Below are 26,947 nucleotides of genomic sequence, written 5' to 3'. Positions count from 1 at the left end.
CTATCCGACTGGAGTGTGCCGATGAAACGCCTGCTGACCCTTGCCTTCACCCTCTGCATGAGCGTCGCCGCAACCGCGGTGGCAAGCGCCGAACCGCTGAAAATCGGCATGGCGCCCGAGGCCTACCCACCCTTCGAGTGGAAGGAAGCGGACGGCACCTGGAAGGGCTTCGACATCGACATCGGCAAGGCGATCTGCGCCGAGATCAAGCAGGATTGCGTCCTGGTGGAGGTCGCCTGGGACGGCATCATTCCGGCCTTGCAGGCCAAGAAGATCGACATGATCCTCAATTCCATGACCATCACGGACGAGCGCAGCAAGATCGTCGACTTCACCATTCCCTATTATTCGACACGGGCGACCTTCATGGGGCCGAAAGGCACGACGCTGGAACTGACGCCCGAGGGAATGAAGGGCAAGGTGATCGGCGTACAGGTCTCGACCACCCATGCGACCTATGTCGAGAGCAAGTTCAAGGATGTCGCCGAAGTCCGCACCTATGCCACGCAGGATGAGGCTAATGCCGACCTCGTCGCCGGGCGCGTCGATGTCGTGCTCGCCGACAATGTGGCTCTCGATGCCTTCCTGAAGTCCCCGGACGGGGCCGGCCTTGCCATGCTTGCCGATGTCCCCGCCGAGGATGGCGGCGCCCTCAACGCGGGCATCGCCATCCGCAAGGAAGACAAGGATCTGACGGAAAAGGTCAGCACCGCGATCCGCACGCTCCTCAAGAACGGGGAGTACGACCGCATTGCCAAGCCGTATTTCAGCTTCGACATCTACGGTCTGCCGCGCGAATAATATCCGACAGCAATTCCGGTGCGCTACGGTTTACCGGAATTGCTCTCGCCTCTTGTGCGTGTAGCATTGTCCGGCACCGAAGCGATGCGGCTCCGGCTGGGCATGCACTAAGCTGACAAGGCCTCGCGGATTGCCCTGACCGCCGTCAGCGCCGTTCGCGTCCGCACCGTGCTGACGAATTCCGGCCAGCTCGACAGGACAACCGCCGCGAAATCCGCCACCGGGTCGATATAGATGAGCTGCCCGAAGACACCCCTCGCCATGTAGGCGCCGCGCACCGTGTCTTCGATCCAGAACTGGTTGTGATAGGCCCCGGCGGGAAGAACGTCGTGGTAGATGCCACCGAAGAGTGTCGGGTCGGCCCCGAACCGCGTCCCGCCGATCCATTCGGCCGGCACGATACGCCGGCCGTCGATCTCGCCGCCGCGAAGATGCAGCAGGGCGAAACGGGCATAGTCGCGCAGCGTCGCATTGAACCCGCCATCGCCCAGCGCATAGCCGGCGGCATCAACCGTGAAACAGGCATCCTCCTCCGCACCCATCGGCGCCCACAATTCCCGGCTGACGAGCGCGGCGAGCGGCGTGGCGGCGGCGCGCTGCAGAACGAAGGACAGGACGTCCGTCTCGATGGAGCGATAGCGGAAGGACGCGCCGTGCGGGCATTCCAGATCCTTCAGCGACAGGATCAGGTCCCAGACATGGCTGGGCCAGTCGGGGTTCCAGCGATCCTTCCAGCCGCTGGCCGCATCGAGCTGCGCCATGTGGGAATCGAGCGCGGTATAGGTTTCGTCGAAGACCACGCCGCTGGTCATGTCCAGCACATGCTGGACGGTCGCGCCGCGATAGGCCGTCGCTTCCAGCTCGGGCAGATAATATGTCAGGGGCGCGGCAGGATCGACGATGCCGCGGCCGATCAGGATGCCCGCAACGGTGCCGACCACCGATTTGGCGACCGACTGCGACAGGTGCTGGCTGTGCGGTGTCATGCCGTTGAGGTAGCGCTCGGCGACGACCTTGCCGCGATGGAGCACCAGCAGGCCATCGGCGTAACTCGTTTCGAGGAAACTGGCGACGGTATAGGCCTGTCCCTCCGCCGTGAAGGCGATGGCGTCGATATCGCTGAGATCGACCGGCAGCGGGCTTGCCGGCCCCGCCCCGCGCCAGACCTGCGCCGTCGGCAGCATCTCCCGCACGTGCTGGAAGGTCCAGCGGTTCCAGGGCGCTCGGTCCCACTCCTGCCGGGGAATGACGGGATTGCCGGGCGCGGTTGGATCACGGAAGGACGGAAGGCTGGTCATGCAGGTCTCGTTTCACGGTTTGGATGGGGATCAATCGCTGCGGCGCAGGTAGCTGCCGCCGACGAATTCCCCGAAAAGGCTGCCCATGTCGCTCATCATGGAGAAGTTGCGCTTGGCCTTGGGCCCAAGCTTGGTGGCCACGGCATCGATCAGCAGGTTGAGCACGACGCTGAGGCTCGCCGTCGAATCCCAGAAGGTTTTCACATGGGTGTGCGCCTCGAAGACGAAGCGCGTATAGGCGAAGGCCCAATGGCTGAACTTGTCGGTGACGATGACCAGCGGCATGTCCATGGCTTTGAGCTTTTCCACCAGCTTGATGCCGCGCGTCGCATAGGACGCCGTATCCACGAGAACGACGGCACTCTGCCTGGGATCGGCGTTGAGGATTTCGCCGAACGTGCCCGAGACATTGTCGATGAAGATGACGTTGGAGCGCGCCCAGAGCAGGCGGCTGGCAAAATCCAGCGCCAGGCCTTTCGAGGCCTGGAAGCCAACGACATAGATGGTGCGGGCCTTCACCAGCAGGCTGGCCGCCTCGTCCCACACTTCGGACGTCGTCAGGGCATAGGCCTTCACGATGGCATCGAGCTCCAGCCGCAGGCTTTCCTGCAGCATCTGCTGCCGGCCCTCGCGCATCTGGAAGCGGGCCATGTAGTCGTCGATCTCGCTGTCCTTCTCCGTCACCGCCACGCGCAAGCGTTTCTTCAGGTCGCGCAGGTTCTCGAAGCCGAGGCCTCGCACGAAGCGCGTGACGGTCATTTCGCTGACGCCGACGGCCTGCGCGATGCTGCTGCCGGTCTCGAAGGGCAGGATCTGGATATTGTCAAGGATATAGGCCGCGAGGCTCTGCTCGGAGGGCGAGAACCCCGGCATGCGATCGCGCAGGATCGCCTCGATGTCGATCTTCTCCTCGCTGCCGTTCGATCCCTTGGCATCCTTGCCGCTTCGTGCTTTCGCCACCGTGACAGACTCCTAGAAATTGCCGGCGTGGATGGCCGGACGCCCCTGTCCCCAGATGCCGGGAGCGCTCTCTACCTCTTCCTCGATTTGCCGCGCGGCCGCAAGCAGCAGGTCTTCCCGCCCGAAGCGGGCCACGAGCTGGATGCCAATGGGCAGGCCGTCCCGGCTGCAGCCGAGCGGCAGGGATATCGCCGGGTGTCCTGTCGCATTGAAGAGGGCTGTGAACGTCTCCTTCGGCGCGAGATCGTCGAACACCCCGTGCACGTCGATGCCGGCGCGGTTGGGATCGAAGGTGCCGATCGGCTCCGGCAGCATGGCGCTGGTGGGCGTCAGCAGGAGATCGTACCCGGCAAGGAAGCGCCCGACCTGCCGGGTCACCCGGTCATAAACGGCAAGCGCATCGATGAGCTGTGCGCCGCTGATCCCGAGCCCCCAGCGATAGACGGCATAGACGCTCGCGCCGAGGGTATCTTCCAGCGAGCGGTCCCTGTGTCGCGCCATGGCCGGCATGTGCGCGGCGGCATCAGCCGCCCAGATGACCTTCTGCGCATGAAGGAAGGCGGGGTAATCGAAGTCCGGCGACGCGTCCTCGACATGATGACCGAGGGAAGCGAACCGCTCCGCAGCAGCCCTTGTCGCGGCCGCGACTTCCGGATCCAGCGGGACGCCGGACCAGGACGTGGTGCAGAGCGCGATCCGCAAACTCCGTGGCGTGCGCTGCATCGCATCGAGATAGGTGCCTGCCGGTGCCGAAATTTCATAGCCGTCGCCGGCATCGGGACCGTGGCACAGGTCGAGCAGCGCAGCCGTATCGCGGACGGAGCGGGTCAGCATGAAGGCCGTCGCCAGCCCGAGAAGCGGGGCATTCGCATTCGGCGCGCCGGTAACCCGCCCGCGGGAAGGTTTGAGGCCGATCAGGCCGCAGAATGCGGCCGGGTTGCGGATCGATCCGCCGCCGTCGCTGCCCTGCGCGAAGGGCACGATGCCCGCAGCAACGGCCGCCGCCGCCCCGCCGCTGGAGCCGGCAACGCCGCGCTCCGGGTTCCATGGATTGCGTGTGGCGCCATAGAGCGGCGATTCCGTCGCGGCCGGCACGCCGAATTCAGAACTGGTCGTGCGTCCGGCATTGACCAGACCGCCAGCCCGCAGGCGCGTCCAGTAAACGGCGTCGTGACCGGCGCGGAAACCCTGCGCCAGACGGCTGCCGAACTCGGCGGGCCGCCCCGCCTCGATGGGAAAATCCTTGGTCAGCGTGGGAATGCCGCCGAAGGGCGTGGCGGTCGCGGTCTCCGGCAGGCTCTCCAGCGCGTCCGGATAAAGTTCGACGACGGCATTCAACGCGGGATTCACAGCCGCGACCGCCTCTTCAAGGCAACGGCCGAGCGCCCGCGGTGTGATGTCCCCCTTCGCCAGAAGACGCGCGAGGCTGGTTCCGTCATGGGCGGCGTATTCGTCAAGTCGCATGGGTCGATACCGGTTGTGAAAGGGAAACTGTCCGCTCCGTCGGCAACCGGGCGAGCGAGCCGACCAGCGCCTGCGTATAGGGATCCTGCGGCGTGGTCAGAACCTGTTTCGCCACGCCCTCTTCGACGACGCGCCCGGCCTTGAAGACATAGACGCGCTGGCAGAGGCTGCTGACCACGGAAAGGTCGTGCGAGATGTAGAGCAGCGTCAGCGCCCGCTCGCGCTGAAGCCGCACCAGCAATTCCAGAATCTGCGCCTGGGTGGTGACATCGAGCGCCGAGGTGATTTCATCCGCGATGAGCACCTGCGGCTTCAGCGCCAGCGCCCGCGCAAGGCCGACACGCTGGCATTGCCCGCCGGAAAGCTGGCGCGGCTTGCGGTCGCGCAGGCTGATCGGCAGCTCGACCATCTCCAGCAAGGCATCGGCCTCCTTCTGCGCGGTCTTCCGGTCCGCTAGGCCATGCCGCCAGATCGGCTCGGCGATGGTCTCCGCGATCGTCAGGCGCGGATTGAGGGAATCGTACGGGTTCTGGAACACCATCTGCACGCGGCGGCGGAACGCCGTCAGCGCATCGCCGGCGAGCGCGCCGACATCCTGCCCGTCGAGCCGGATCGCCCCGCCGCTCGGCGTGTTCAACCGAATGATCGAGCGGGCAAGTGTGCTCTTGCCGGAGCCGCTTTCACCGACGATGCCCACCGTCTCACCGGCATTGATCGTCAGATCGACACCGTCGAGCGCGCGGAAGGACGTGTTGCCCCCAAGACCGCCGAGCAGTCCCTGGCCGGCAGCGAACGTCACCGAGAGCTTCTCGACGCTGAGCAGCGGCGCACCCTCGTCCCGACCGCCATCCGTGCCATAGGTCTTGCGGCCCGGCTGGGAGTCGATCAGCAGCTTCGTATAGGGGTGGCGCGGCCGGTTGATGACCTCGTCGATCGGCCCCTGCTCCACCACTTCCCCGCCCCGCATCACCACCACGCGCGAGCAGATATCCGCGACCACGCCGAGATCGTGCGAGATGAGGATCATCGCCAGCCCGGTCTTGCGGTTGAGTTCCTTGAGCAATTGCAGGATGCGGGCCTGTACGGTGACATCGAGTGCGGTCGTCGGCTCGTCGGCGATCAGCAGCTTCGGCTGGCAGCCGATGGCGGCGGCGATCATCGCACGCTGCTTCATGCCGCCCGAAAATTCGTGCGGATAGGACCGCGCGCGTTTTTCCGGCTCGCGAATGCCGACATCGTCCAGCAGCCTGACCGCGCGCTCCCAGCCCTCGCGCTTGCCGAGGCCGAGGTGCCGGATCATCGGGGCCGCGACCTGCTGGCCGATGCGGCGCAGCGGATCGAGATGCGACGCCGGGTTCTGGAAGATCATGCCGATGTCCCGGCCGCGAATGGCGCACAGTTCGTCCTCGCCGAGCGCCAGCAGATCCCGTCCGTCGAGCGTCACCGTACCCTCGGCGTTCGCGGCGGCCGTCAGAAGCCGCATCACCGCGCGACAGGTCACGGACTTGCCCGAGCCGCTTTCACCGACGATGCCGAGAATTTCCCCGGGCTGGAGCGTGAAGGAAACGTTCTTCACCGCCGCGAAGGCACCGAAGCGGACGGAAAGATCCTTGACCTCGAGCAGCGGCGGCTTGCCGGCTTTCACCTCACTCATGCCGTCACTCCCCGACGCTGTATCTGTCCCAAACCATCCCCGAGCAACGCAAAGCCGAGGCCGAGGGAAATCGCGGCGAGACCGGGGAACAGGCAGATCCACCAGGCCTGCTGCACGAAGGCCTGTCCGTCGGCAATCATGACGCCCCATTCGGCCAGCGGCGGCTGCGCGCCCATGCCGAGGAAGCCGAAACTTGCGCCCGCCAGCATGACGAGCACCGCATCGCTGACCGCATAGGCAATGACCGGGCCGATGGCGTTCGGCAGCACGTGATGGCCGAGGATGGCGACGGGCGGATAGCCGAGGCATTTGGCCGCCTGGATATATTCGCTTTCCCGGATGGTCAGCACCTGCGCCCGCACCAGCCGCGCATAGCTGACCCAGCCGACGAGCGTCAGCGCCAGAATGAAGTTGAGAAGCCCCGGCCCGAGCACGCCGACGATGGCCAGCACCAGCACGAAGAACGGGAAGGCGACGGTCAGGTCGTAGATGCGCATGAACACATTGTCGACGACACCGCCGAAATAGCCGCTGAGCAGCCCGATGGTGGTGCCAATCAGGAGGGGTGGAAGCACCCCTGCCACGCACAGCAGGAGGTCGACGCGGCTTGCGAAAAGGACGCGGGAGAAGACGTCGCGGCCGACCTGGTCGGTGCCGAACCAATGGATGGCACTCGGCGGCGACAGCATGTTCATGATGTCGATGGCATCGGGATCGTACGGCGCGACCACGGGCGCGGCGAGCGCCAGCACCAGCCATCCGCCGAGGATGGCGAGCGCAACCAGCATGGTGGGCGTGATCTTGCGAAGGGATGGCGTGCTTTGCGCCAAGGCAGGACTGTCGGCCATGTGCGATCTCCTCAGAGCCGGACGCGCGGATCGATGAAGGCGGTGAGAAGGTCGACCACCAGTGTGATCAGGACTGTCGAGACCGCGAAGACCAGCGTCAGTCCCTGCACGACGTAATAGTCGCGGCCGAGCAGCGCGTTGACCATCAGCGTACCGAGGCCCGGCACCGCATAGACGGTCTCGACGATGACGGCGCCGCCGATCATGAAGGCCACCATGACGCCGAGCAGGTTGAGTGTCGGCAGCACGGCATTCGGCAGCATGGTCTGCCAGAAGATCTGCCGTTCCGTTGCGCCTTGCGCCCGTGCGGCCGTGACGAAATCGGCCGTCGTCTTTTCGATGAGGGCGGCACGCAGGCTCTGCGTGAGAACCGGCACCAGCCAGATGGCCGTCGAGACGGCGGGCAGGAACAGATGATGGAGATGGCCGGTGAAGCCGGTGCCATAGCCCGATACGGGGAACCAGCCGAGGCTGACGCCGAAGAAGCGCGACATCATGATGCCCAGCCAGAACACCGGGATGGTGAGGCCGGCAATGCCGACGAGGCGGATGATCTGGTCGGCGATGCCGCCCGGGCGCCGCGCGCCGAGAATGGCGAGCGCGACCGTCGGCGGGACGGCAAGGCACAGTACATAGCCGGTCAGGAACAGCGTCGGCCACATGAACTGTTCGATGAGCTGGATGACCGGCCGCTGGAAACGCAGCGACAGGCCGATATCGCCCGAAAGAAGATTGGCGAGATAGGTGATGAACTGCCGCCATAGCGGCAGGTCGAGCCCGTATTGCGAGCGGATCGCCGCGATGGTTTCAGCGCTCGCCCTCTCGCCGGCAAGCAGGCGCGCGGGATCGCCCGGGGCCATGTGCACCAGAAGGAACGTCACGAGGCTGATACCGGCGAGCACGCCGATCAATTGCAGCAGGCGCCGCGCAATGAGTTGCAGATGGGGCAATCCGGTTCTCCGCTTCGAGCGTCAAGGGCGCGCCCCTCTCGCGGGGCGCGCTTGAGGCGGCTCACTGGCCGATGGAGGTTTCTTCCAGCGTCCATTGCAGCGAGGGCGTCAGCTTGAGACCCTGCAGACGCTTGGAATAGGCAACTGCGTTCGGCGCATAATAGAGCGGGATCTGCGCGACCTCTTCGGTGGTGATCTTCTGGATCTCCTTGTAGATGTCCGCGCGCTTTGCCTCGTCGACCTCCTTGGTGCCTTGCTCCACGAGCTCGTCCACCTTGGGGTTCGCATAGAAGGTGTTGTAGGAGTTCGAGCCGCAGGAGCCGCATACGGCCCAGCGCACGGCAAGGTCAGGGTCGGGGGTCTCGTTGTACCACCAGTTGGCGGCAGCATCGTAATCGCCCTTGCCGGTAGCATCCCACCAGGCGCCACCGTCGACATTGACGATCACCGGCTTCAGGCCGATCGCCTGCCACTGGGCCTGGATCAGCAGCGCCGTCTGTTGCGACGGCGCATCGGCGGTTGCGAGAATCTTCACCTCGCGCCCTGCCATGCCGGATTCGGCCAGCAGTTCCTTCGCCTTGGCGGGATCGTGCGCAATGCCCGGATAATCCTTGTCATGGAAATCGACGCTGCCCGGCAATGTGGTGTTCGCCGGTTCGGCATAACCGCGCGTGATGGCCGCGGCCATGGCCTTGTTGTCGATCGCCATGCCCGCCGCCTGCCGCGCCTTCAGATTGGAGAAGGGCTCGCGTTTGTGGTTGAGGAGGGTCATGTAGATGGTGGTCGAGGGCTCGAGCCGCATGTCGATCGCCTCAGCCGTCTTCAGCTCGTCGATCTGCGCCCACGGCACCGCGCGCACCACGTCGATCTCCCCGGCCTTCAACATGGCGATACGGGTTTCGGGTGAGGCGATCTCGATCAGTTCGACCGTCGCGTCCGATTTCGGATAGCCCTTGCGCCAGTAGTGCGGATTGGGTTCGAGAACGAGTTTCTCGTTCGGCTTCCACTGCTTGACCTCATAGGGACCGGATGTGACCGGAACGGTGGAAAAGGCGCCCTCCTCGCCGCGCTTCTCCACGTCGGCCTTGGAAACGATGCCCATGTTCCAGATCTCGGCATTGCCGAGGAACGGCGCGAAGGCCGACTTGAGCGTGACAACCACGGTTTTCGCGTCCGACGCGGTCACGCCCTCCACAGCGCCCAGCGGCGCGGGATAGGCCGACTTCTTGTCGCTCCGGATGCGATCGAGGCTGAAGGCCACGTCGGCAGCCGTGATCGGCGAACCGTCCGAGAACTGGGCATCGCGCAGATGGAACGTATAGGTCTTGCCGTCCTCGGAAATTTCCCACGTCTCCGCCAGCCCCGGCTCCAGCGCGCCGGTCTCGGAATTGCGCCGCAGCAGGCGCGAATAGAGCTGGCCATAGGTTTCGATATTGCCCGCTGCCGCGGAACGCATCGGATCCAGCGTCGTCGTCTGATAGGGCGAAACGACACGAATGACATCCGCCGCCAAGGCCGGCTCGAAGACCGCCAGCCCGGCCGCCAGAATGGTTACGTTCCGCAAAATCGAGCCCGTGACGCGCACAGGGGACCTGTTCCAAAAATTCATTTCTCTCTCCTCCCGAGATCCGACGTGCCGCCAGACACAGCATGAAGGCTATGTTAGATTACACACACATGTCAACACTGATGTTATATATTCAACATCGGAGCGTGAACCGCATGCGTACAACGACGCAAGGCTTTGACGAACAAACAAAGCACGCCGGCTCTTGGATTGAGGAGACGGCGCTGCCGCGCCTCGGTAAACGGGACAAGGCGAGACAAGGCGCGGCAGGGGCAGGAAGACATATGCCGGTTTGGGACCTATCGACTCCTGCGATCAGGCGTTGCATTTTCAGAGCCGGCAGAAACGGCACGGCCGCGCACGTCAATCATTGAGAAGCGATACGGGATGATCTGGAATTTCTTCACGAAGCGCCGAAAGCCGACACGAACCCGCAGGGCGTTGCTCGAAGCGGGGAACGAGAAAAATTTCTGGTATACACCGGAGCGCGCCCGAGCCGCCGAAGCCGGCGATGCTCGCGCGCAATCCATATTGGGGACCGCCTATCATGAGGGGCTGGGAGTCGAGCGGGATCCAGAAAAGGCGGTTCGTTTCTGGCTGTCCGCCGCCCTGCAAGGCGATGTTGGCGGCATCACCATGGTGGCGGTTGCCTTCGAGACGGGGGGCGTGGTCGATATGGACCTGGTGGAAGCCGCCTATTGGTCGCACTACGGCCAATCCGCTGGGAATATCTTGGCGCGAGCGGTCTACCGCAGCGTTTCTCAAAAACTGACGGACGATCAACACGAGCAGGTGCGGCGAATGCTGAAACATCGCCCCGCCGAAGACAGGGAAAAACTGTTCGAGCGCATTCGCAGTTATCGCATCACACCGGAGATACTGGTGGCGGGCCATGCTGGTGATGTCATCGCACAATTGCGCATTGGAACCGCATTTCACGAGGGGGCCGGGGTCGAAAAGAATCCTGAGCGTGCTTTTGGCTGGTTTCTTCTGGCGGCAATGCAACGGAACGCGCGCGCTCAAGCAAGGGTCGCCGAAGCCTTCGATATCGGTGCTGGGGTGGCGGTCAATAAAACGGAAGCAGCCTATTGGGCCATGCTAAGCAGCAGCAATGGCGATCGCTATGGCGACGAGTTGGTGAAATTCATTCTACCAAAGCTTGACGACACTGAACGCCAGCAGGCTCTGGACATGCTCCACCGCGGGAGAACAGGGGCGGAGTTGAAGGGGCTTTTCCCTTGACGGTATCCGGCAGGATTTCGGCCGATCGCATGTAAAGACCGGAACAACGCCCGCATCCCTCCGTTCTCACCGAAACGCCAGGGAGGCAGCCATGGGAATCGAAAACGCACCATCGGAAAAAGGCAAGGAAGGCGCCAGGGGCCTGCACAAGGCCGCGCGGGCTGACGAGCGTAAAGTCGAGGCTGAAAAAGGGTCCGCGCTTTCGAAGGGCGCCGACCGTTTCGAGGAACGCGCAAGGTCTTCTGACGGCAAGAGCGCCGGCGAAAAGCAGCGCTAAAGGGAAAGGCCCGTCGACAGGACGGGCCTTTCTCGATTTCACCAGGTCTGACGGCCGTACCAGTCGTCGATATCCTTCTTCGTCTGATCCTTCGCGTAGCCATACCGCTCCTGGATCTTGCCTTCGAGCTGATCGCGCTTGCCGGCGATGACATCAAGATCGTCGTCCGTGAGCTTGCCCCACTGCTCCTTGATCTTGCCCTTCACCTGCTTCCAGTTACCTTCGACGCGGTTCCAGTCCATCTTGGTCTCCTTTTGAGGATGTTGATGCATCAGAAATGCGCAAGATGCGGTTTTGTTTCTGCAGAACCGTTGCCACCCACTCTTGGAATGCGCTGCAACACCCCTATATTGCGATGCAACAATAGGAGACCATCATGACTATAAACGTGACGAACCCCATTGCTGAACTGCGCAAATCCAAGGGCTATTCCATCGAACAGCTCTCCCTGATTTCCGGGCTCACCGAGCTTGAAATCACGAAGCTCGAAAGCGGCGCGCTGGTCGATGACGTAAAGATGACCAGGCTGTTGACAGCAGCAGGCGTGAAGATCGCCTGACAGAAACGAGGGCGCGTCCCTGCAATTCATGCAGCAGAACGCCCCTCGCCTCCACCGCCCTACCGCCCCGTGATGTCCAGGGATCGGCCCACGGAACGCACTTCTCTCACTACCTGGCTGGCGGCCTGATGCTCAACCGGTCTACGGCCGCAAGTCCTTGAAAGACTTTGGCTCGCCCGATCTGCCGCACATGACAGCTGGGCAAGCAGCGACCGGCTCGGCAAGAGCCGCGCTATGTCTCTCATGAAGTTGAAAACGCGTTCCCAGCCTGAGCGGCAGGCGCTGCCTATCCATGCGACCTACGCCTTACCGAAAGCGAGCCTCCGCGCCATGAACGGAAGCGCTTCACAAGAAAGGAGGGATTATGTCTGCGACTGCGACCATGTTTGCTCAATCGTTTTTCCATGGAACCAAGGCAGATCTGGAACCCGGAGATATGATCGTCGTCGGCTACCGATCGAACTTCACGGACGCCAGGACACTCTCGTGGGTCTATTTCACAGGCACGCTTGATGCGGCGGTTTGGGGTGCAGAACTGGCTGATGGTATTGGAAGGGAACGAATCTATGTCGTCGAACCGACCGGACCCGTCGAGGACGATCCCAATCTCACAGACAAGAAGTTCCCGGGCAATCCCACGCTGTCCTACCGCTCACGCGATCCCCTGCGCGTGATTGCCGAGGTCACACAATGGCAGGGGCACTCCCTGGAACGGTTGCAGGAAATGAAGGATCGTCTCGCTCAACTCAGCGCAGGGGGCGCCGAAATCATCGACTGAGATCGTTCGAGCAGGATGGCAAAAATAGCCCGACCGCCAAACCGAACGTCGCCACCACGGCATCGTATCGCGCGACCAAGTTCGTATGCGCCTCCTGCTTACCCTCGATGCGCGGAACGAATCCGCCGCTTCCGGCATTTCTTCGCAACATTCTTGGCTCCTGCCTCGCTCAAATGCGGGGCGTCTTTTTGGGAGCCAGCGCAGGAGAAACATCATGAATGTCAGAATTGCCCCGCCGCAACGACCGACTGCCGAACCGGATGTCGCCCTGGAATGCGAGCACGCGATCGACGCCGCAATGCGTGAGCTTGTCGACCGCGTGATCACGGCCGGCTGGCCACCGGAGGCAGCCTTTGCGGCGATCAAGCGCGTTGCCGAACGCCAAGCGCATGCCTACCAGGAAGATCCGGACCCGGCAGAGGATCCGGCCGCGGCCCGCCCGCCCACCGGATTTTCCCTGGCGCCGTTCTGAAAGGCGGCGGAAGATCCGCGGATTGAGAGATGCATGAAGATCGCGACCTACAACGTCAACGGCGTGAATGGCCGGCTTGCGGTGCTCCTGCGATGGCTTGAAGAGGATTCGCCCGACATCGTCTGTCTGCAGGAGCTGAAATCGCCGAACGACCGCTTCCCGCGCAGGGAACTGGAGGATGCCGGTTACGGGGCCGTCTGGCACGGCCAGAAAAGCTGGAATGGCGTTGCGATCCTGGCCAAAGACATGGTGCCCGTCCTCACACGTCGCGGTCTGCCGGGCGATCCGGACGACACGCACAGCCGTTACATCGAAGCCGCCATCAACGGATTTCTGATCGGCTGCCTCTATGTGCCGAACGGCAACCCCGCGCCCGGCCCGAAATTCAACGACAAACTGCGGTGGCTTCAGCGCCTTCATGCCTATGCCGCCGAACTGATCGATCTCCAAATTCCCGCGCTGCTGGTCGGCGACTACAATGTCATGCCGACCGATCTTGACGTCTATGCGCCGGAGCGTTGGCAAGACGATGCGCTTTTTCGTCCGGAGGTTCGCACGGCCTATGCCGATCTCCTCGCGCAGGGCTGGATGGATGCGATCCGCAATCTTCATCCGGATGAGCGTATTTACACATTCTGGAAATACTGGCGGAATTCATTCGAGCGCGATGCGGGCCTGCGCATCGACCACGTTCTTCTCAGCCCGACCGCCGCGCCATGGCTGAGATCGGCGAGTGTGCGCCGCCGGCCGCGAAGCTGGGAACACACCAGCGATCACGCCCCCGTCATGATCGAAATCGAACCGCCGGCCGGCACGGTCTAATCTGGAGGCGGCGCCATCAATCAGCGTTTGCCGCGCGTCTCGCACGGCTTTCCTCTTCGGCCAGCCGAAGACAATCAACATCAGCGGCTGTCGAATCGGCCTGGTGGATTCAGAATTATCGGAAAAAAATGGTAGCGGAGGAGGGATTCGAACCCCCGACACAAGGATTATGATTCCTCTGCTCTAACCTACTGAGCTACTCCGCCGCCCGAAGGGACGATCAAGAACGATGTCCGTTTCCGTCCGGTGCGCGGCTTATAAGGCGCTGTTCCCGCGGGTGTCAAGCGACGTTCCAAGAAAAATCGCTTTGTCCGCAAAGGCTTTGGCCGGCGCGGCTTTTCAGGCCGCGACGGGTGTGGAAAGAATGCGCTTCAGCGCGTCCTCGGCTGCCGCTTCCCGTTCCGACCGCTGGATGAAGCCACCGCCATAGATACGGGCATCCTCGCCTTCGCCGGAATAGAGGGCACAGGCCTGACCGGGCGCGACGCCCGGCTCGCCTTCCGAAAGCTCCACATAGATGCCGTTCTCGTTGGCCTTGAGGCGCGCGGGGCGCGGCGGACGGGTGGAGCGGACCTTGGCATAGCAGTCGAAACCGGCGGCAGCGACGGTTTCCAGGTCGCCATCCCCCAGCCAGTTGATGTCGCGCAGGTAGAGCCGCCTGGTCTCCAGCGCTTCCTTGGGGCCGACGATGACGCGGCGCGAGCGGGCATCGAGATAAACGACGTAGAGCGGTTCGCCCGTGGCGATGCCGATGCCGCGGCGCTGGCCGATCGTATAGTGCAGGATGCCTTCGTGGCGGCCGAGCACCCGGCCATCGATATGCACGATCTCGCCGGCCAGCGCCGCATTCGGCTTCAGCTTGTTGACGATATCGGAATACTTGCCCTGCGGCACGAAACAGATGTCCTGGCTGTCGGCCTTCTTGGCGACGACGAGACCCATCTCCTCGGCAAGCGCGCGTGTTTCGGCCTTGGAGAGATGGCCGAGCGGGAAGCGCAGATAATCGATCTGCTCCTGCGTGGTCGCAAAGAGGAAATAGCTCTGGTCGCGCTCGGCATCGACGGGGCGATAGAGCGCACGGCGGTGCGGCGCATCCGGCGTCGGGTTCGGACGCGAGCGGATATAGTGGCCGGTCGCCAGCGCGTCGGCGCCGAGTTCCTTGGCCGTCGCGAGCAGATCGGCGAACTTGACGGTCTGGTTGCAGGCAACGCAGGGGATCGGCGTCTCGCCCGCGACATAGCTTTCGGCGAAGGGATTGATGACCGTCTCGCGGAAGCGCTTTTCATAGTCGAGCACATAGTGCGGAATGCCGAGCGTTTCGCAGACCCGGCGCGCATCGTCGATATCCTGGCCGGCGCAGCAGGAGCCAGCCCGATGCACGGCGGCGCCATGATCGTAAAGCTGCAACGTGATGCCGAGAACGTCATAGCCCTCGCGCTTCAGGATACCGGCCACGACGGAACTGTCGACGCCGCCCGACATGGCGACGACGACACGCGTATCTTCCGGCTTGCGATCGAAATCGAGACTGTTCACGCGAGGTCCATTCCGGTGCTGCGAATGCTGGCGCAGGACACCTTTGACATATTGGTTCTTCGCTGTTCCGGATGCAAAACCGCTGCGCAGTTTTGCCGGAACCGCTCTCTGGCCGAAACCGGCCACTGCAACGCTCCGCCACCGGCGGAACGTCCTTCGGGCGACATATAGAAACTTGCCGCCCCGAGAGCAAGGGAAGGCCGGAAACCTCGTCTTTTCGCCATACGGGAAACGTCCTTCCGGTCCACGGGAAGGACGCCCGCACGCAAGCGCAAAATCAGATGAGGCGCAGGCGCAGCGCGATGGCGATCGCCTGCATGCGGTTGACCGCCTGCAGCTTGCGGGTCGCGCTCTTGAAGTAGCTGCTCACCGTATAGACCGAGATGCCGAGAATGATGGCGATCTCGTCGCTGCTCTTGCCGGCCGCCGCCCAGCGCAGGCATTCCACCTCGCGGCTCGAAAGCTTCTCCCGCCCGGCCGTGACGGCCACGAAAGTCTTTTCGAGGCACTCGAACAGTTGAAGCGCGGAAAAATGCAGCTCCGTCAGTTCGGGCCGCGCCAGTGGCGGGCGCGTGCCGGAAAAGACCATCAGATAGGGATCGGCGGTCGTCGAATGCAAGAGAAGCGCCGTGGACGTGGAAAGCCCATAGCTTTCCGCAAGGGCAATGGCCTCGCCGGCCTGGGTGCTTTCAAAATCGGCCGGCGCCAGAAGCGCGCTGTCGCCCTGAACCGGCAGCTTCGTCATGCCGGTGTCGATCGCCAGCCGGCTGACGTGGAAAAGGTTCATCGCATCGTATTTGCGCACCAGATCGGCCGGCCAGTTGCTGACGACGAGGCGTTCGGCAAACCGTTGCTGGTCGTTTGCCGGAAAGCGCGACACCAGGAAATGAGTGAAGCGGAAATGGGTGGCGCACTGGCGCATGAGGTGCAGCACTTCATATTCTGTCTGCACGGTATCGATATTGGCCGAAGACAGGAATTCGGGCGACCAACCCTGCTGCAAGAGCATGTTGTCTGGATCTTTCATCTTCCGTTTCCAACCGCCGGCGGCAAAGCCGGGCTCGTGTGCATTCTCGGTCCGGAAAATTTCAGGCACATCCCGTCTGGCGGCGCAAAAAACGCCACGGCAGCCATATCCCTGTCGGGAACAGCTTGCGGAAGAAATTCTTATGGATGCAGCCTGGAGGCTTCCGGTGGCATCGACCCGATGCCGCCTCCAAATTTTGGCGCGTATTAGCAGTATTTGAATAAATTGGAAATGAAATATTTGCATGGCTCCCATGCATCCGCAACGCGCACCAGGGCCGCCAAACGTAAGGGAAGGCAGGGACTTGGCGCATGCTGACCGCTTCGGCGAAGCCGCTCAAAAGATTAGAAAATTGTTACTACCCGCTTAGGCAAATCTTAAATGTGGCGGGCTACAGTTCCGCCATATGGTCTTGAGTTTATGTAGAGAGTCCAATGACCGATCTGATACGACCCCGCGTTAAATACGTCATCGGCCCCGATGGCAGCCCCCTGACGATCGCCGATCTGCCGCCGGCCAACACGCGGCGCTGGGTGATTCGCCGGAAGGCAGAAGTCGTCGCCGCCGTCCGCGGTGGTCTCCTGAGTCTCGAAGAAGCCTGCGAACGCTATACGCTGACGGTCGAAGAATTCCTCTCCTGGCAGTCCTCCATCAACGATCACGGCCTGGCCGGTCTGCGCACCACGCGCATCCAGCAGTACCGCCACTAGCCTACCCCCTTTTCGATCAAGACCGTGCGGCCGCTCAATGCGGCCGCAACTTCATTTGTAGAAGCCCCGTCATGATCGCGGAGGCGGCATAGAACCACAGGCCCGGCTGCGTGAAGGCCGAGGCCATGCCGCTGGTCTTTGCCGCGACGATGACCAGCGCCACCAGCATCACATCCATCATCGACCATTTTCCGAGCACCGGCAGCAGCCGGGCGAGAACGCTTGCCTTGCCCTCCGGTGCGGCCGGCGCCGTTGCCTCCAGCGCGATGCCGAAAAGTTTTACGACGGGAAAGACAATGGAAAAGAGGCCGACCAGCGCGGCCAGCCCAGCACTCCCCTGCCCCCAGAGCGAAACGACGATGTCGATCAGCGACGGCGTCTCGTTAAAGAAATAGAGCTTTTCAAAGCGCACGAGCGGCAGCACCAGGCCGAAGGCGAGGCACAACGCGGAAAGGACGAGAAGGGCGGGAACGACAAGGATCATGGGTCACGGCAGCGTTTCGATGCCATCCCATACCATCTGCCGCATTCCAATACAGCACGGACCGTTCACAGACGCACGGCTTGCGGGACGCGACCGGACAGGAAAGGATGGCTCCAACGCAAGGGCAGCAAGGAGCAGCACCATGGACATCCTGCACGAAGATACCGGCTCGAAGGGCCGCTACCATGCCATCGTCGAAGGACACGACGCGGAGATGACCTATTCCCGCGCCTCCCCGCACCTCATCATCGTCGACCATACCGGCGTTCCGGACGCCTTGCGCGGCAAGGGTGTCGGCCAGGCCCTGGCGGCCCATGTCGTCGAAGAGGCCCGCAAGGGCGGCTGGAAGATCATGCCGCTCTGCCCCTTCTTCCGGGCACAGGCGATGCGCCACAAGGAATGGCTCGACGTGGTCAATCTCTAGGCATCGACCATCCGGCCGATACCGGCCATGCCAGCATGAACGCAACGCGAAGAGCCCTCGTGAGCGGTCTTCCGGCCGCTCGCGAGGGTTCTTCAAAACCGGACTGGATCAGGCGCGCATCCGCACGGCGTTGTCGCGCTCTTCCAGCGCAGACGCCTTGGCGAATTCCGCCTCCGCCTCTTCCAGCGCCAGCTCGGCCGCATCCTGCTGCACCTTCAGTTCCCGGATGGAGACCTGCAGGTTGTCGGAGCGCTGCCGCGCCGCCTTTGCGAAGGTGGGATAGGCGAAGTGACTGGGATCGGTGATCCCCGACTTCTTCTCCTCGATGGCGATCTGACTCTCCAGCTCCTTCGACATCCGTTCGAATTCGGACATCATCAGCTGAAGCTGGGCCAGCTGCCGTCTTTTGTCTTTCACCTGAAATTCCTTCAGGCGAACTAGGCTCTCACGCGACTTCATACGCAATACTCCCGTGGATAGCGAGACCCCGGCATAAAGGCAAACGGCCGCCGAACACGATGGCGAACGCTTCCCCGGCATTCCAAATCAGTTCCGAAACGCGACGTTTCACCGCGTGCCGGAACGGCATTTCCACCCGAAACCCGGAAAAACACGACCGGGCGTTAAAAAAAACCTAGCGAGAATTAATGAAACCCTACCGCTGGTAACCTTTCGTTTACGGGCATCGTTAATCATAGGTGCGATGATTTAAGGCTCAGTAAATGCGGTTCACAAAAAACGAGGTGGTCGCATTGATGAGTCGAAAGAGTCGGTTAGCAATGTTTCTTAATAATAAAGCTTAAGAGACACATTTCCGATTCACTCATGAAATCAGGAGTCTGCCCAAAATAATTAACAGATCGATACACCTTGCCAAAGTGAATCAGGATTTGTTAACCATTTCGTGGCAGCCTCCAAATCAGGCAACGACTGGATCCGTATCGCGTAGGGGGCCAGGCACCTTGAGCGGCGGAAAAGGGGACAGATATGCGGGTTCTACTCATTGAGGACGATAGCGCGACAGCGCAGAGCATCGAGCTGATGCTGAAGTCCGAAAGCTTTAATGTGTATACCACCGACCTCGGCGAGGAAGGTGTCGATCTGGGCAAGTTGTACGATTACGACATCATTCTGCTCGATCTCAACCTCCCCGACATGTCGGGTTACGAGGTTCTTCGCACGCTGCGCCTGTCCAAGGTCAAGACGCCGATCCTCATCCTCTCCGGCATGGCCGGCATCGAGGACAAGGTGCGCGGCCTCGGCTTCGGCGCCGACGACTACATGACGAAGCCGTTCCACAAGGACGAGCTCGTCGCCCGCATCCACGCCATCGTGCGCCGCTCCAAGGGCCATGCCCAGTCGGTCATCGCCACGGGCGAGCTCATCGTCAACCTCGACGCCAAGACCGTCGAAGTCGGCGGCCAGCGCGTGCACCTGACGGGCAAGGAATACCAGATGCTCGAGCTGCTCTCGCTGCGCAAGGGCACCACGCTCACCAAGGAAATGTTCCTGAACCACCTCTATGGCGGCATGGACGAGCCGGAACTGAAGATCATCGACGTCTTCATCTGCAAGCTGCGCAAGAAGCTGGCAAATGCCGCCGGCGGCGCGAACTACATCGAGACGGTCTGGGGCCGCGGCTACGTGCTGCGCGAGCCCGATGGCGACTATCTCGAAAGCGCCTGATACGCCCCTCCCCGCTCGAGACATCCGACCCGCCGCTTGCCGGCGGGTTTTCTTTTGCCCGGCAGATGCCCAAACGAAAATGCGGCCGGCTCCTGCGAGCGGCCGCATGGAATGGTCGTAAGAGAAGAAGGAAAACGGATCAGGCGGCGATCGAGAGATTGCCGAAGACCTGGGTCAGGATCTTGCGGTCGAACGGCTTCAGCAGGAAGTCGTCCGCGCCGGCACGCTTGCCCATCATCATCTTCTTCAGGTCCGCCTCGACCACGCAATAGTAGATGCGCACCGACTTGCCCTGCGGCAGGTTGCGGATATTGCCGATCAGCTCGAGCGCGCCGTCCATGGTGGAATCGACGATGAGGATATTGGGCAGCTCCGCCTCGCAGCGCACGAGCGCTTCGAGCGAACTCGACGCTTCCAGGACGAGAAAGTCGAAACCGGAAAGAATACGCTTGCCGACCTTCCGGACGACATCGGAACCGTCGGCGATCATCAACCGTTGCATGCGCTGCTCCTAGGTCTCCCGCTCGCAGAGCGGGAACGATACAGAGGGCGACTCTACCGATGTCTGGCAAACAAAGGGTTAGCGTGGATGGTTAACGCGCCAAGGTTTGCGCCCGAAGCACTGCACGGGGAAGACGGCCGTCGCCTCTCCTCCAAAACGACGTCAGGCGAACGCATGCCGTTCGCCTGACGTTTCAGAGCAATCCTGAAGCAGGCCCTTCCCGTTGCAGGGCCGTCGAGACTTATTCCTCTGCCGCGGCCATACGGGCCGAGAAGACGATCTCTTCCGGGCTCGCTGCCACGTCGAGCACCATACCCGCCTCTTCGGCGAGCAGGACCGTGTAGTAGGGCTGAATGGAATGGGCGTCGACCGCCTCTTCTGGCGTGCCGGTAAGGATCTCCGTGAACTTCGGCGGCACGCGCAGCATGCGGCCCTTTACGGCCAGCTTGAAGACCGCATCGAATTCCGGATTGTCCAGCGTCACCTCGATCGAACCGCCGCGCGGAATGGCGCCATAGGCGATGAGGAAAAGGTTGAGCAGGAGCTTGACCCGGTTCTTCGCGACGATGGCGCGTGGTCCCGTCCAAGTGATCTCCGTCTTCTTTTCGGCGGCGGCGAAATCGCGTGCGGCCTTTTCGGCCTCGCCCGTATCGATCGACGCGCCGACCGAACCGGAGGCGCCGAAGGCAAGCCGCGCGAATTTCAGCCGGACGGAAGCGTTGAGCGCGCTCGTGCGGATGAGGTCCATCGCCTCTGCATCGGCACCGCCCTCGTCAAGCAGTTCCAGGCCATTGTTGATCGCCCCGACGGGCGAGATGACGTCATGGCAGACGCGGCTGCACAGAAGCGCTGCCAGATCGGGACCGGTCAGCGTCAGGTTCGGATTTTTCGCCATGTATTTCTCCCAGATCCACGCATTGGTTCATCGCGGGATGCCTTGGTGAAGGGCACACGCGGGGACATTCCGCGCGACGCATAGCACGCCGGAATTGCGCGAGGCGTGCTCGATTTGAAGACAGCCATAATGACACCACATTTGGTAAACCGATTGTTAAGATCATCGGGGCAAATTGCTGCAAGGAACGGGGCCGAATACGAGGAAGCGAACGGACATGGCTATTTCACATCCGGTCACGGCGGCATTCAGGATCGCGGCGGCGCTGTTCGCCGCCCTTTTCATCCTGGCTTTGCCCGCAAAGGCTCAGCAGAACAGCGGCCAGTACTCCATGCAGGAGATCGTCGACGCCGGTCACAATTTCTTCGGCGAAACCTCCGGCGGTCTTGCCAAGCTGGTCGAACGCGCCTTTGAATCCCACGGCCTGCCGAACGGCTATATTCTCGGCCAGGAGGGCTCCGGCGCCTTCGTCGCGGGTCTGACCTATGGCGAAGGCACGCTCAACACCAAGAATGCCGGCCAGCACTCGGTCTTCTGGCAAGGCCCCTCGCTCGGCCTCGACTGGGGCGGCCAGGGCAGCCGCACCATGATGCTCGTCTACAACCTGCCCGACGTCAACGCGCTCTTCGACCGTTTCGGCGGCGTCTCCGGCTCGGCCTATGTCATTGCCGGCCTCGGTATGCAGGTGAATGTCAACAGGGACATCGTGCTCGTGCCGATCCGCACCGGCGTCGGCGCCCGCCTCGGCATCAATGCCGGCTACCTCAAGATGACACGCCAGCCGACCTGGAATCCCTTCTGAGCATCCCGGTGAATGAACCGGGCGGCTCGCCCGTCAGGTTAACCGAGAGTTTATTTCCCTCTGGGCAAGTTCGAACGAGCCGCTATAGTGCGCTCGTTCGAGACCCGTTTGGGGCCATGTTTGGAACGAGTTGACCCGTGATCGAGTATGCCCTTCTCTTCGCGCTCGGCTTCCTCGCCGCCACGCTGACCGGCCTTCTCGTCGCGCCGGCGGTCCAGAAGCGCATCGTCAAGTTCACGGAAGCCCGCATGCGGGCCACGATGCCGCTGAGCCCACAGGAAGTACGAGCGCAGAAGGACATGGCGCGCGCGGCCTATGCCGCCGAAAACGCCCGCCTTTCGCAGAACGTGCGGCGCGAGCGGGAAAAACACACGCTGGAAATGGTGAAGAACGAGAAACTGCTCGCCGAGGCCACGGCCATCGGCACGGAGAATGCCGAACTGCACGCCCAGATCGCCGACATGAACATCGAAGCCGGCGACATGCGCTCCGCGTTGCGGCGCGAGGAGATGAAGGGCGAGCAGTTGAAGACGGCGCTGGCGACCGCCGACCGCGAGGTTCGCGCCAGAGCAGCCGAAATCGACAGGCTGAACGGCAGCATCGGCCATCTGCGCGCCGACATCGACACCATGAAGATCGACCTCGCCACCCATGAAACGACGGCCGAGAACCTGAAAAGCCGCATCGGCGGCCTGAAGGATGAGCGCGACAAGCTGCGCGAGGACCTGAAGACCACCAGCGACAAGGCCAAGGCGCTGGAAATGCGCCTGTCGCGCGAGGAGGGCCGCGTGCGCCAGCTCGAGGCGAAGCTGACGCGGGAGCTTTCCACCAGCGCGGACAAGGACAATGCAATTGAACGGCGCCTGGCGGAAATCGGCCGGCTGCGCGAAAAGGTGAAGACGTTGACGGCGGAGAACAAGGAAGCGGCAAAGGCGGTGCGCACCACGGGGCTTGCCCACACGATTGCGGCAAGCCGGCTCCCGGCCCGTCGCACGGAAAAGACCCAGCCCACGCCGCCCATCGATATCGCCGCGCTGGAAGAGGATGTGCACAACCAGGGCACGGCGCTGACGGAGCGGCTGCTGGCCGCCAAGGCGGGTAGCAACGACGCCGCTCTACGGGAAGAAATGGCCGACCTCGCGAGCAAGATGATCGTGCTGACCGCCGCCCGGGAAGGCGCGGCCTCACCCGTACACGAACTTATCGCCGCGATAGATCCCGCGCTCGAGGGCGAAGAGCGCAGCCTCGCCCAGCGGGTGCGCCAGCAAATTCGCCGCGACGAGGCCTGACCGGAACGGAGCGCATGATGAAGGCAGCGATCCTCGCCCTGGTGCTCGGCCTCAGCGGCGCGAACGCACCCTCTCCCAAACAGGAAGCAACCCTTGCCGGCCAATATTGCGGCCGCCTGTGGAGCAGCGGCGCGCTTGTCCAGGTCGAGACCGACATCACGGTCGAAAGCGACGGCCGGCTGTCCGGCGCCTATCGCTTTGCCGATTACGGCGGCATGACGCCGGGAACCCTGGCCGAAGCCGCGCCCGTGACAGGCCTCGCGCACACGCTCGACTGGCAGGACAAATACGGCAGCGGCAAGCTCTCCATCACCTTCAAGCCCGACTACAGCGGCTTTACCGGCACATGGCAGGACCAGACCGGAACGCCGAACGAAGTGTGGGACGGCGTGCGCTGCTGATGAGCGTCAGGCGATGCGGCCCATGCCGAGCGCGATCTCGTAGAGGGCGATGCCGCTCGCCGTCGCCACGTTGAGACTGTCGAGGCCGGGCTGCTGCGGAATCCGCGCCGTGCGGAAGGCCGACAGAATGGTATCCGGCAACCCGTCCCCCTCCGTGCCGAGCACGAGCGCGACGCGTCGCGCCATCGGAATGGCCGCGACCGGCACTCCGCCACGCGGCGAAAGCCCCCAGATCTCGAATCCCGCCTCGGCCAGTTCGCGCAGCAGCGCTTCGGCAGCAAGGCCGCGGGAGAACGGCACGCTCAGCACGGAGCCGACCGAGACGCGGATGGCCTTCCGGTAGAGCGGGTCGCAGGAGGTTTCGTCGAGGAACACGCCGTCGACGCCGAAGGCGGCGGCGTTGCGAAAGATCGAGCCGACATTGTCGTGGTTGGAAAGGCCGCAGCCGACGAGAACAAGGCTGGTTTCCGGCAGGCGAGCAAGCAGCCCTGCCCCGACATGCGCCACCGGCTTGCGGCCGAGTGCCAGCACGCCGCGATGCATGTTGAAACCGGCGATCGCGTCGAAGATCGCCTGCGAAGCGACATAGACCGGCACCGTTGCCGGAAAGGCGTCCAGCACCTCGGCAATGCCGGCGAGACGGTTTTCGAGAAGCAGGATCGCCTCCGCGGCAAACCCGTTCTCGCGCGCCGCCTCCTGGCCGAGCATGCGCAGCACCACCGTGCCCTCGGCAATGAACAGGCCGTCGCGGCCCGTCAGGTCGCGCTCGCGGATCGAGACGAAGCCGGCAATGCGCGGATCGGCGGGATCGTCGATGCGGATCGGTTCCCCCGCCATGGGGTCACTTGCCCGTCACATCGATCTCGGCGACGGTACGGCCGGCCGCGATGTCGAAGAGGAAGGCCTTGCGCGCGCCGTCGGCCATCACGCCATAGAACAGGATCTGGCCGCCCGCCTGCGATACGGCCGACACGGCGAAGCCATCCGGCAGCGCGGCGGTCGCCCTGACCGGCGCATCGCTCGGCACGGTGAGCGCGCCGCCCGCGGAAACGGCAGCTTCCGGCTTGCCATCGCGCGTGTTGATCTTATAGACAATGGCCGCGAGCACCGCCATGAACATCAAAAGCATGATGCCGCCCGACACGAGTTGCAGGCGCATCATCTTGCGACGGACATTTTCCATCACGGGGTCGAGCGGCTTGTCTTCCTGATCGTCGGTTTCGATGTTGGACATGGCAGCGCCCTTCCGGCAATGAGTAGAATTGAACGATGACCGACCCCTTTAAAGAAGCCGAGGCCACAAGAAAAGTCCTGACGGCGCCGGAAGACGCCGAAGGACGCATCGACGCCTGGCTCGCCGCCACGCTCGCCGGCGACTACTCGCGCAGCCGTATCAAGGCGCTGATCGAGGAAGGCGCGGCCATCGTCAACGGCACGGTCATGACCGAGCCGAAGCGCAAGGTGCATCCCGGCGACGTCATCGAATTCACCATGCCCGCCCCGCGCGACCCCGAGCCGAAGGGCGAGAACATTCCGCTCGACGTGCTCTACGAAGACGACGACGTCATCGTGCTGGTCAAGCCCGCCGGCCTCGTCGTGCACCCTGCCGTCGGCAACTGGACGGGCACGCTCGTCAATGCCCTCATCTATCATTGCGGCGACAGCCTCTCCGGCATCGGCGGCGTCCGCCGGCCCGGCATCGTGCACCGGCTCGACAAGGAAACGAGCGGCGTCATGGTCGTGGCCAAGAACGACCTTGCCCACCGCCATCTCTCCGACCAGTTCGCCGACCACGGCCGCACCGGCCCGCTGGAACGCGCCTATCAGGCCATCGTCTGGGGCCGCCCGCGCCAGATCAAGGGCACGATCGACGCCCCGCTCGGCCGCGGCGCCGACCGCACCAAGCGCGCGGTCAAGCGCGAGGACGCGGATGACGCCCGCGAGGCGATCACCCACTACGAAGTGGTCGAGCGCTACGGCGAGACCGAGGACGGCACGAGCCTCGCCTCGCTGGTCGAATGCCATCTGGAGACCGGTCGCACGCACCAGATCCGCGTGCACATGGCCCATATCGGCCATCCCCTGATCGGCGACCCCGAATATGGCGCGGCCTTCAAGACCAAGGCGAACCGCCTGCCCGACGAGGCGAAGAAGGTGGTGAACGGTTTCCGCCGGCAGGCGCTGCATGCCTTCCTGCTGCAGTTCGAGCATCCCTCGACCGGCGAGACGATGCATTTCGAGGCGCCGCCGCCGGCCGATCTCGAGCGGCTGATCGCGGCGCTCAGAACCATGGACGAACCCTCGGACCCTTGATTTTCCGGCGTTCCGCCCCATCTTAGTCCCGTGTCGCAAAACCTCTCTTCTCACCCCGCCTTCACGCAGCCGTGAAGCCAGCGGCGCCTTGAATCATTGTTTCGCCATACCTATCTGTAGGATCAGTGGGGTCGCCATGACCCACGGGGAGCATGGTCGCTAACGGGGATCCGGTTTCACAGGATCAGGCTCCGTACCAAGGCTTGCCGGAATGGAAGCCTACTCAGAAAGGGGTGCTGAATGGCCCGCAATACGCTGCCGTCGATCACGGCTGGAGAAGGTGGTCTCAACCGCTATCTCGACGAAATCCGCAAATTTCCAATGCTTGAGCCGCAGCAGGAATACATGCTCGCCAAGCGTTACCAGGAGCACGGCGACCGCACCGCCGCCCATCAGCTCGTCACGAGCCATCTGCGCCTCGTGGCGAAGATTGCCATGGGCTATCGCGGCTACGGCCTGCCGATCGGCGAAGTCGTCTCCGAGGGCAATGTCGGCCTGATGCAGGCTGTCAAGAAGTTCGACCCGGAGCGCGGTTTCCGCCTTGCGACCTATGCCATGTGGTGGATCAAGGCCTCGATCCAGGAATATATCCTGCGGTCCTGGTCGCTGGTGAAGATGGGCACGACCGCCAACCAGAAGCGCCTGTTCTTCAACCTGCGCCGCATGAAGGGCAAGATCCAGGCCATCGAGGACGGTGATCTGCGCCCCGACCAGGTCAAGGAGATCGCCACCAAGCTCAAGGTCTCCGAGGACGAAGTCGTCTCGATGAACCGCCGCCTTTCCGGCGACGCTTCGCTCAATGCGCCGATCAAGGCGTCCGAAGGCGACAGCGGCCAGTGGCAGGACTGGCTTGTCGATGACCACGACAGCCAGGAACAGACGCTGATCGAGCAGGACGAGCTGGACACGCGTCGTGCCATGCTGGCTCGCGCCATGGGCGTGCTCAACGAGCGCGAACGCCGCATCTTCGAGGCCCGCCGCCTCGCCGAAGATCCGGTCACGCTGGAAGAACTCTCTTCCGAGTTCGACATCAGCCGTGAGCGCGTTCGCCAGATCGAGGTCCGCGCCTTCGAGAAGGTGCAGGAAGCGGTCCAGAAATACGCCGCCGAACAGGCCCGCGCCGTGCGCGTCATCGAAGACGCATAACCCGCGCGACATATCCGAAACGAAGAAGGCCCGGCATCGC

General features: G+C 63.1%; 31 protein-coding genes and 1 tRNA gene. 15 read left to right on the top strand and 17 right to left on the bottom strand.

All coding sequences use genetic code 11. The features are described 5' to 3' along the window. Positions 1-21 precede the first annotated feature (21 nt). Positions 22-801 carry a transporter substrate-binding domain-containing protein gene (locus V8U06_RS07895; protein ID WP_226918008.1) on the top strand — a complete coding sequence of 260 codons (780 nt, stop codon included), beginning with the start codon at positions 22-24 and terminating at the stop codon, positions 799-801. Between the two features lie 107 nt (positions 802-908). On the opposite strand, the gene V8U06_RS07890 is transcribed toward V8U06_RS07895, so the two are convergent. From V8U06_RS07890 to V8U06_RS07860, 7 genes are all read right to left on the bottom strand, one after another. After that, positions 909-2,099 carry a serine hydrolase domain-containing protein gene (locus tag V8U06_RS07890; protein ID WP_427140187.1) on the bottom strand — a complete coding sequence of 397 codons (1,191 nt, stop codon included), beginning with the start codon at positions 2,097-2,099 and terminating at the stop codon, positions 909-911. Between the two features lie 30 nt (positions 2,100-2,129). Then, complete coding sequence (locus V8U06_RS07885; protein ID WP_427140186.1) at positions 2,130-3,059, bottom strand: MurR/RpiR family transcriptional regulator; 930 nt, start codon at positions 3,057-3,059, stop codon at positions 2,130-2,132. A gap of 12 nt (positions 3,060-3,071) precedes the next feature. After that, positions 3,072-4,523 carry an amidase gene (locus V8U06_RS07880; RefSeq protein WP_427140185.1) on the bottom strand — a complete coding sequence of 484 codons (1,452 nt, stop codon included), beginning with the start codon at positions 4,521-4,523 and terminating at the stop codon, positions 3,072-3,074. Then, positions 4,513-6,177, bottom strand: a complete 1,665-nt coding sequence (locus V8U06_RS07875) for a dipeptide ABC transporter ATP-binding protein (protein ID WP_427140184.1) — start codon at positions 6,175-6,177, stop codon at positions 4,513-4,515. The genes V8U06_RS07880 and V8U06_RS07875 overlap by 11 nt, the downstream gene beginning before the upstream one ends. Next, positions 6,174-7,025: an ABC transporter permease gene (locus V8U06_RS07870; protein ID WP_427140183.1), complete on the bottom strand. Its 852-nt coding sequence runs from the start codon at positions 7,023-7,025 to the stop codon at positions 6,174-6,176. Before V8U06_RS07870 ends, V8U06_RS07875 begins: the two co-directional genes overlap by 4 nt. An 11-nt stretch (positions 7,026-7,036) precedes the next feature. Next, positions 7,037-7,975: an ABC transporter permease gene (locus V8U06_RS07865; protein WP_427140182.1), complete on the bottom strand. Its 939-nt coding sequence runs from the start codon at positions 7,973-7,975 to the stop codon at positions 7,037-7,039. A 61-nt stretch (positions 7,976-8,036) separates the two neighbouring features. Then, positions 8,037-9,584 carry an ABC transporter substrate-binding protein gene (locus V8U06_RS07860; RefSeq protein WP_427140181.1) on the bottom strand — a complete coding sequence of 516 codons (1,548 nt, stop codon included), beginning with the start codon at positions 9,582-9,584 and terminating at the stop codon, positions 8,037-8,039. A gap of 345 nt (positions 9,585-9,929) precedes the next feature. On the opposite strand from V8U06_RS07860, the gene V8U06_RS07855 reads away from it, so the two are divergent. Then, entirely contained in the window at positions 9,930-10,784 is an 855-nt protein-coding gene (locus tag V8U06_RS07855; protein WP_427140180.1) for a tetratricopeptide repeat protein, read from the top strand. Between the two features lie 91 nt (positions 10,785-10,875). Beyond that, on the top strand, positions 10,876-11,061 hold the full coding sequence (locus tag V8U06_RS07850; RefSeq protein ID WP_226917998.1) for a hypothetical protein: 186 nt from the start codon (positions 10,876-10,878) through the stop codon (positions 11,059-11,061). Between the two features lie 38 nt (positions 11,062-11,099). Here the strand turns inward: V8U06_RS07850 and V8U06_RS07845 are convergent, their stop codons facing one another. After that, a complete protein-coding gene (locus V8U06_RS07845) occupies positions 11,100-11,303 on the bottom strand; it encodes a CsbD family protein (RefSeq protein WP_427140179.1) in 204 nt (67 codons plus the stop codon). A gap of 134 nt (positions 11,304-11,437) precedes the next feature. Between V8U06_RS07845 and V8U06_RS07840 the strand changes: the two genes are divergently transcribed. The 4 genes from V8U06_RS07840 (at position 11,438) to xth (ending at position 13,692) form a co-directional block, all read left to right on the top strand. Continuing rightward, complete coding sequence (locus V8U06_RS07840) at positions 11,438-11,620, top strand: helix-turn-helix domain-containing protein (RefSeq protein WP_427140178.1); 183 nt, start codon at positions 11,438-11,440, stop codon at positions 11,618-11,620. Between the two features lie 364 nt (positions 11,621-11,984). Continuing rightward, entirely contained in the window at positions 11,985-12,398 is a 414-nt protein-coding gene (gene arr, locus V8U06_RS07835; protein WP_427140177.1) for an NAD(+)--rifampin ADP-ribosyltransferase, read from the top strand. Between the two features lie 214 nt (positions 12,399-12,612). After that, a complete protein-coding gene (locus tag V8U06_RS07830; RefSeq protein WP_427140176.1) occupies positions 12,613-12,870 on the top strand; it encodes a hypothetical protein in 258 nt (85 codons plus the stop codon). Positions 12,871-12,903: 33 nt separating this feature from the next. Further along, positions 12,904-13,692: an exodeoxyribonuclease III gene (gene xth / locus V8U06_RS07825; protein ID WP_427140175.1), complete on the top strand. Its 789-nt coding sequence runs from the start codon at positions 12,904-12,906 to the stop codon at positions 13,690-13,692. Between the two features lie 129 nt (positions 13,693-13,821). On the opposite strand, the gene V8U06_RS07820 is transcribed toward xth, so the two are convergent. The 3 genes from V8U06_RS07820 to V8U06_RS07810 all read right to left on the bottom strand — a co-directional run bounded on the left by V8U06_RS07820 (position 13,822) and on the right by V8U06_RS07810 (position 16,255). After that, positions 13,822-13,898: transfer RNA gene (locus tag V8U06_RS07820), tRNA-Met, on the bottom strand. Between the two features lie 133 nt (positions 13,899-14,031). Continuing rightward, positions 14,032-15,228 carry a tRNA 2-thiouridine(34) synthase MnmA gene (gene mnmA / locus V8U06_RS07815; protein WP_226917991.1) on the bottom strand — a complete coding sequence of 399 codons (1,197 nt, stop codon included), beginning with the start codon at positions 15,226-15,228 and terminating at the stop codon, positions 14,032-14,034. A gap of 277 nt (positions 15,229-15,505) precedes the next feature. After that, positions 15,506-16,255 (bottom strand): response regulator transcription factor, encoded by a 750-nt coding sequence (locus tag V8U06_RS07810; protein ID WP_427140174.1) that lies wholly within the window; start codon positions 16,253-16,255, stop codon positions 15,506-15,508. 434 nt (positions 16,256-16,689) lie between these two features. Between V8U06_RS07810 and V8U06_RS07805 the strand changes: the two genes are divergently transcribed. After that, positions 16,690-16,965 carry a DUF1153 domain-containing protein gene (locus V8U06_RS07805; protein WP_023515011.1) on the top strand — a complete coding sequence of 92 codons (276 nt, stop codon included), beginning with the start codon at positions 16,690-16,692 and terminating at the stop codon, positions 16,963-16,965. Positions 16,966-16,999: 34 nt separating this feature from the next. On the opposite strand, the gene V8U06_RS07800 is transcribed toward V8U06_RS07805, so the two are convergent. Next, positions 17,000-17,449, bottom strand: coding sequence for a paraquat-inducible protein A (locus V8U06_RS07800; protein WP_427140173.1), 450 nt, complete (start codon positions 17,447-17,449; stop codon positions 17,000-17,002). 142 nt (positions 17,450-17,591) lie between these two features. On the opposite strand from V8U06_RS07800, the gene V8U06_RS07795 reads away from it, so the two are divergent. Further along, positions 17,592-17,873 carry a GNAT family N-acetyltransferase gene (locus tag V8U06_RS07795; protein WP_427140172.1) on the top strand — a complete coding sequence of 94 codons (282 nt, stop codon included), beginning with the start codon at positions 17,592-17,594 and terminating at the stop codon, positions 17,871-17,873. Between the two features lie 108 nt (positions 17,874-17,981). Here the strand turns inward: V8U06_RS07795 and V8U06_RS07790 are convergent, their stop codons facing one another. Next, entirely contained in the window at positions 17,982-18,332 is a 351-nt protein-coding gene (locus V8U06_RS07790) for a flagellar export protein FliJ (protein WP_160785324.1), read from the bottom strand. 528 nt (positions 18,333-18,860) lie between these two features. Between V8U06_RS07790 and ctrA the strand changes: the two genes are divergently transcribed. Continuing rightward, entirely contained in the window at positions 18,861-19,559 is a 699-nt protein-coding gene (gene ctrA, locus V8U06_RS07785; RefSeq protein ID WP_203424414.1) for a response regulator transcription factor CtrA, read from the top strand. Positions 19,560-19,698: 139 nt separating this feature from the next. Here ctrA and V8U06_RS07780 read toward each other — a convergent pair whose 3' ends face one another. Together V8U06_RS07780 and chpT are read right to left on the bottom strand one after the other, a co-directional pair. Next, on the bottom strand, positions 19,699-20,061 hold the full coding sequence (locus V8U06_RS07780) for a response regulator (RefSeq protein WP_203315997.1): 363 nt from the start codon (positions 20,059-20,061) through the stop codon (positions 19,699-19,701). Positions 20,062-20,302: 241 nt separating this feature from the next. Continuing rightward, positions 20,303-20,956, bottom strand: a complete 654-nt coding sequence (gene chpT / locus V8U06_RS07775) for a histidine phosphotransferase ChpT (protein ID WP_427140171.1) — start codon at positions 20,954-20,956, stop codon at positions 20,303-20,305. A gap of 217 nt (positions 20,957-21,173) precedes the next feature. Between chpT and V8U06_RS07770 the strand changes: the two genes are divergently transcribed. The 3 genes from V8U06_RS07770 (at position 21,174) to V8U06_RS07760 (ending at position 23,448) form a co-directional block, all read left to right on the top strand. After that, a complete protein-coding gene (locus V8U06_RS07770) occupies positions 21,174-21,758 on the top strand; it encodes a DUF1134 domain-containing protein (RefSeq protein ID WP_226917986.1) in 585 nt (194 codons plus the stop codon). Between the two features lie 137 nt (positions 21,759-21,895). Further along, complete coding sequence (locus V8U06_RS07765; RefSeq protein WP_427140170.1) at positions 21,896-23,047, top strand: hypothetical protein; 1,152 nt, start codon at positions 21,896-21,898, stop codon at positions 23,045-23,047. 14 nt (positions 23,048-23,061) lie between these two features. Next, complete coding sequence (locus V8U06_RS07760; RefSeq protein ID WP_427140169.1) at positions 23,062-23,448, top strand: hypothetical protein; 387 nt, start codon at positions 23,062-23,064, stop codon at positions 23,446-23,448. Between the two features lie 6 nt (positions 23,449-23,454). Here the strand turns inward: V8U06_RS07760 and V8U06_RS07755 are convergent, their stop codons facing one another. Both V8U06_RS07755 and V8U06_RS07750 read right to left on the bottom strand, forming a co-directional pair. Beyond that, positions 23,455-24,285, bottom strand: a complete 831-nt coding sequence (locus tag V8U06_RS07755) for a TrmH family RNA methyltransferase (RefSeq protein WP_427140168.1) — start codon at positions 24,283-24,285, stop codon at positions 23,455-23,457. A 4-nt stretch (positions 24,286-24,289) separates the two neighbouring features. Further along, entirely contained in the window at positions 24,290-24,682 is a 393-nt protein-coding gene (locus V8U06_RS07750) for a hypothetical protein (RefSeq protein WP_226917982.1), read from the bottom strand. A 35-nt stretch (positions 24,683-24,717) separates the two neighbouring features. Between V8U06_RS07750 and V8U06_RS07745 the strand changes: the two genes are divergently transcribed. Together V8U06_RS07745 and rpoH are read left to right on the top strand one after the other, a co-directional pair. Next, entirely contained in the window at positions 24,718-25,761 is a 1,044-nt protein-coding gene (locus tag V8U06_RS07745; RefSeq protein ID WP_226917981.1) for an RluA family pseudouridine synthase, read from the top strand. A gap of 240 nt (positions 25,762-26,001) precedes the next feature. After that, positions 26,002-26,907: an RNA polymerase sigma factor RpoH gene (gene rpoH, locus V8U06_RS07740; protein ID WP_226917980.1), complete on the top strand. Its 906-nt coding sequence runs from the start codon at positions 26,002-26,004 to the stop codon at positions 26,905-26,907. Positions 26,908-26,947: the final 40 nt, after the last annotated feature.

This window comes from Shinella sp. G-2 (assembly GCF_050172695.1).
Classification (GTDB): Bacteria; Pseudomonadota; Alphaproteobacteria; order Rhizobiales; family Rhizobiaceae; genus Shinella.
The sequence above is the reverse complement of the archived record's forward strand: the minus strand, read 5'-3'. Positions and strand labels throughout refer to the sequence as shown.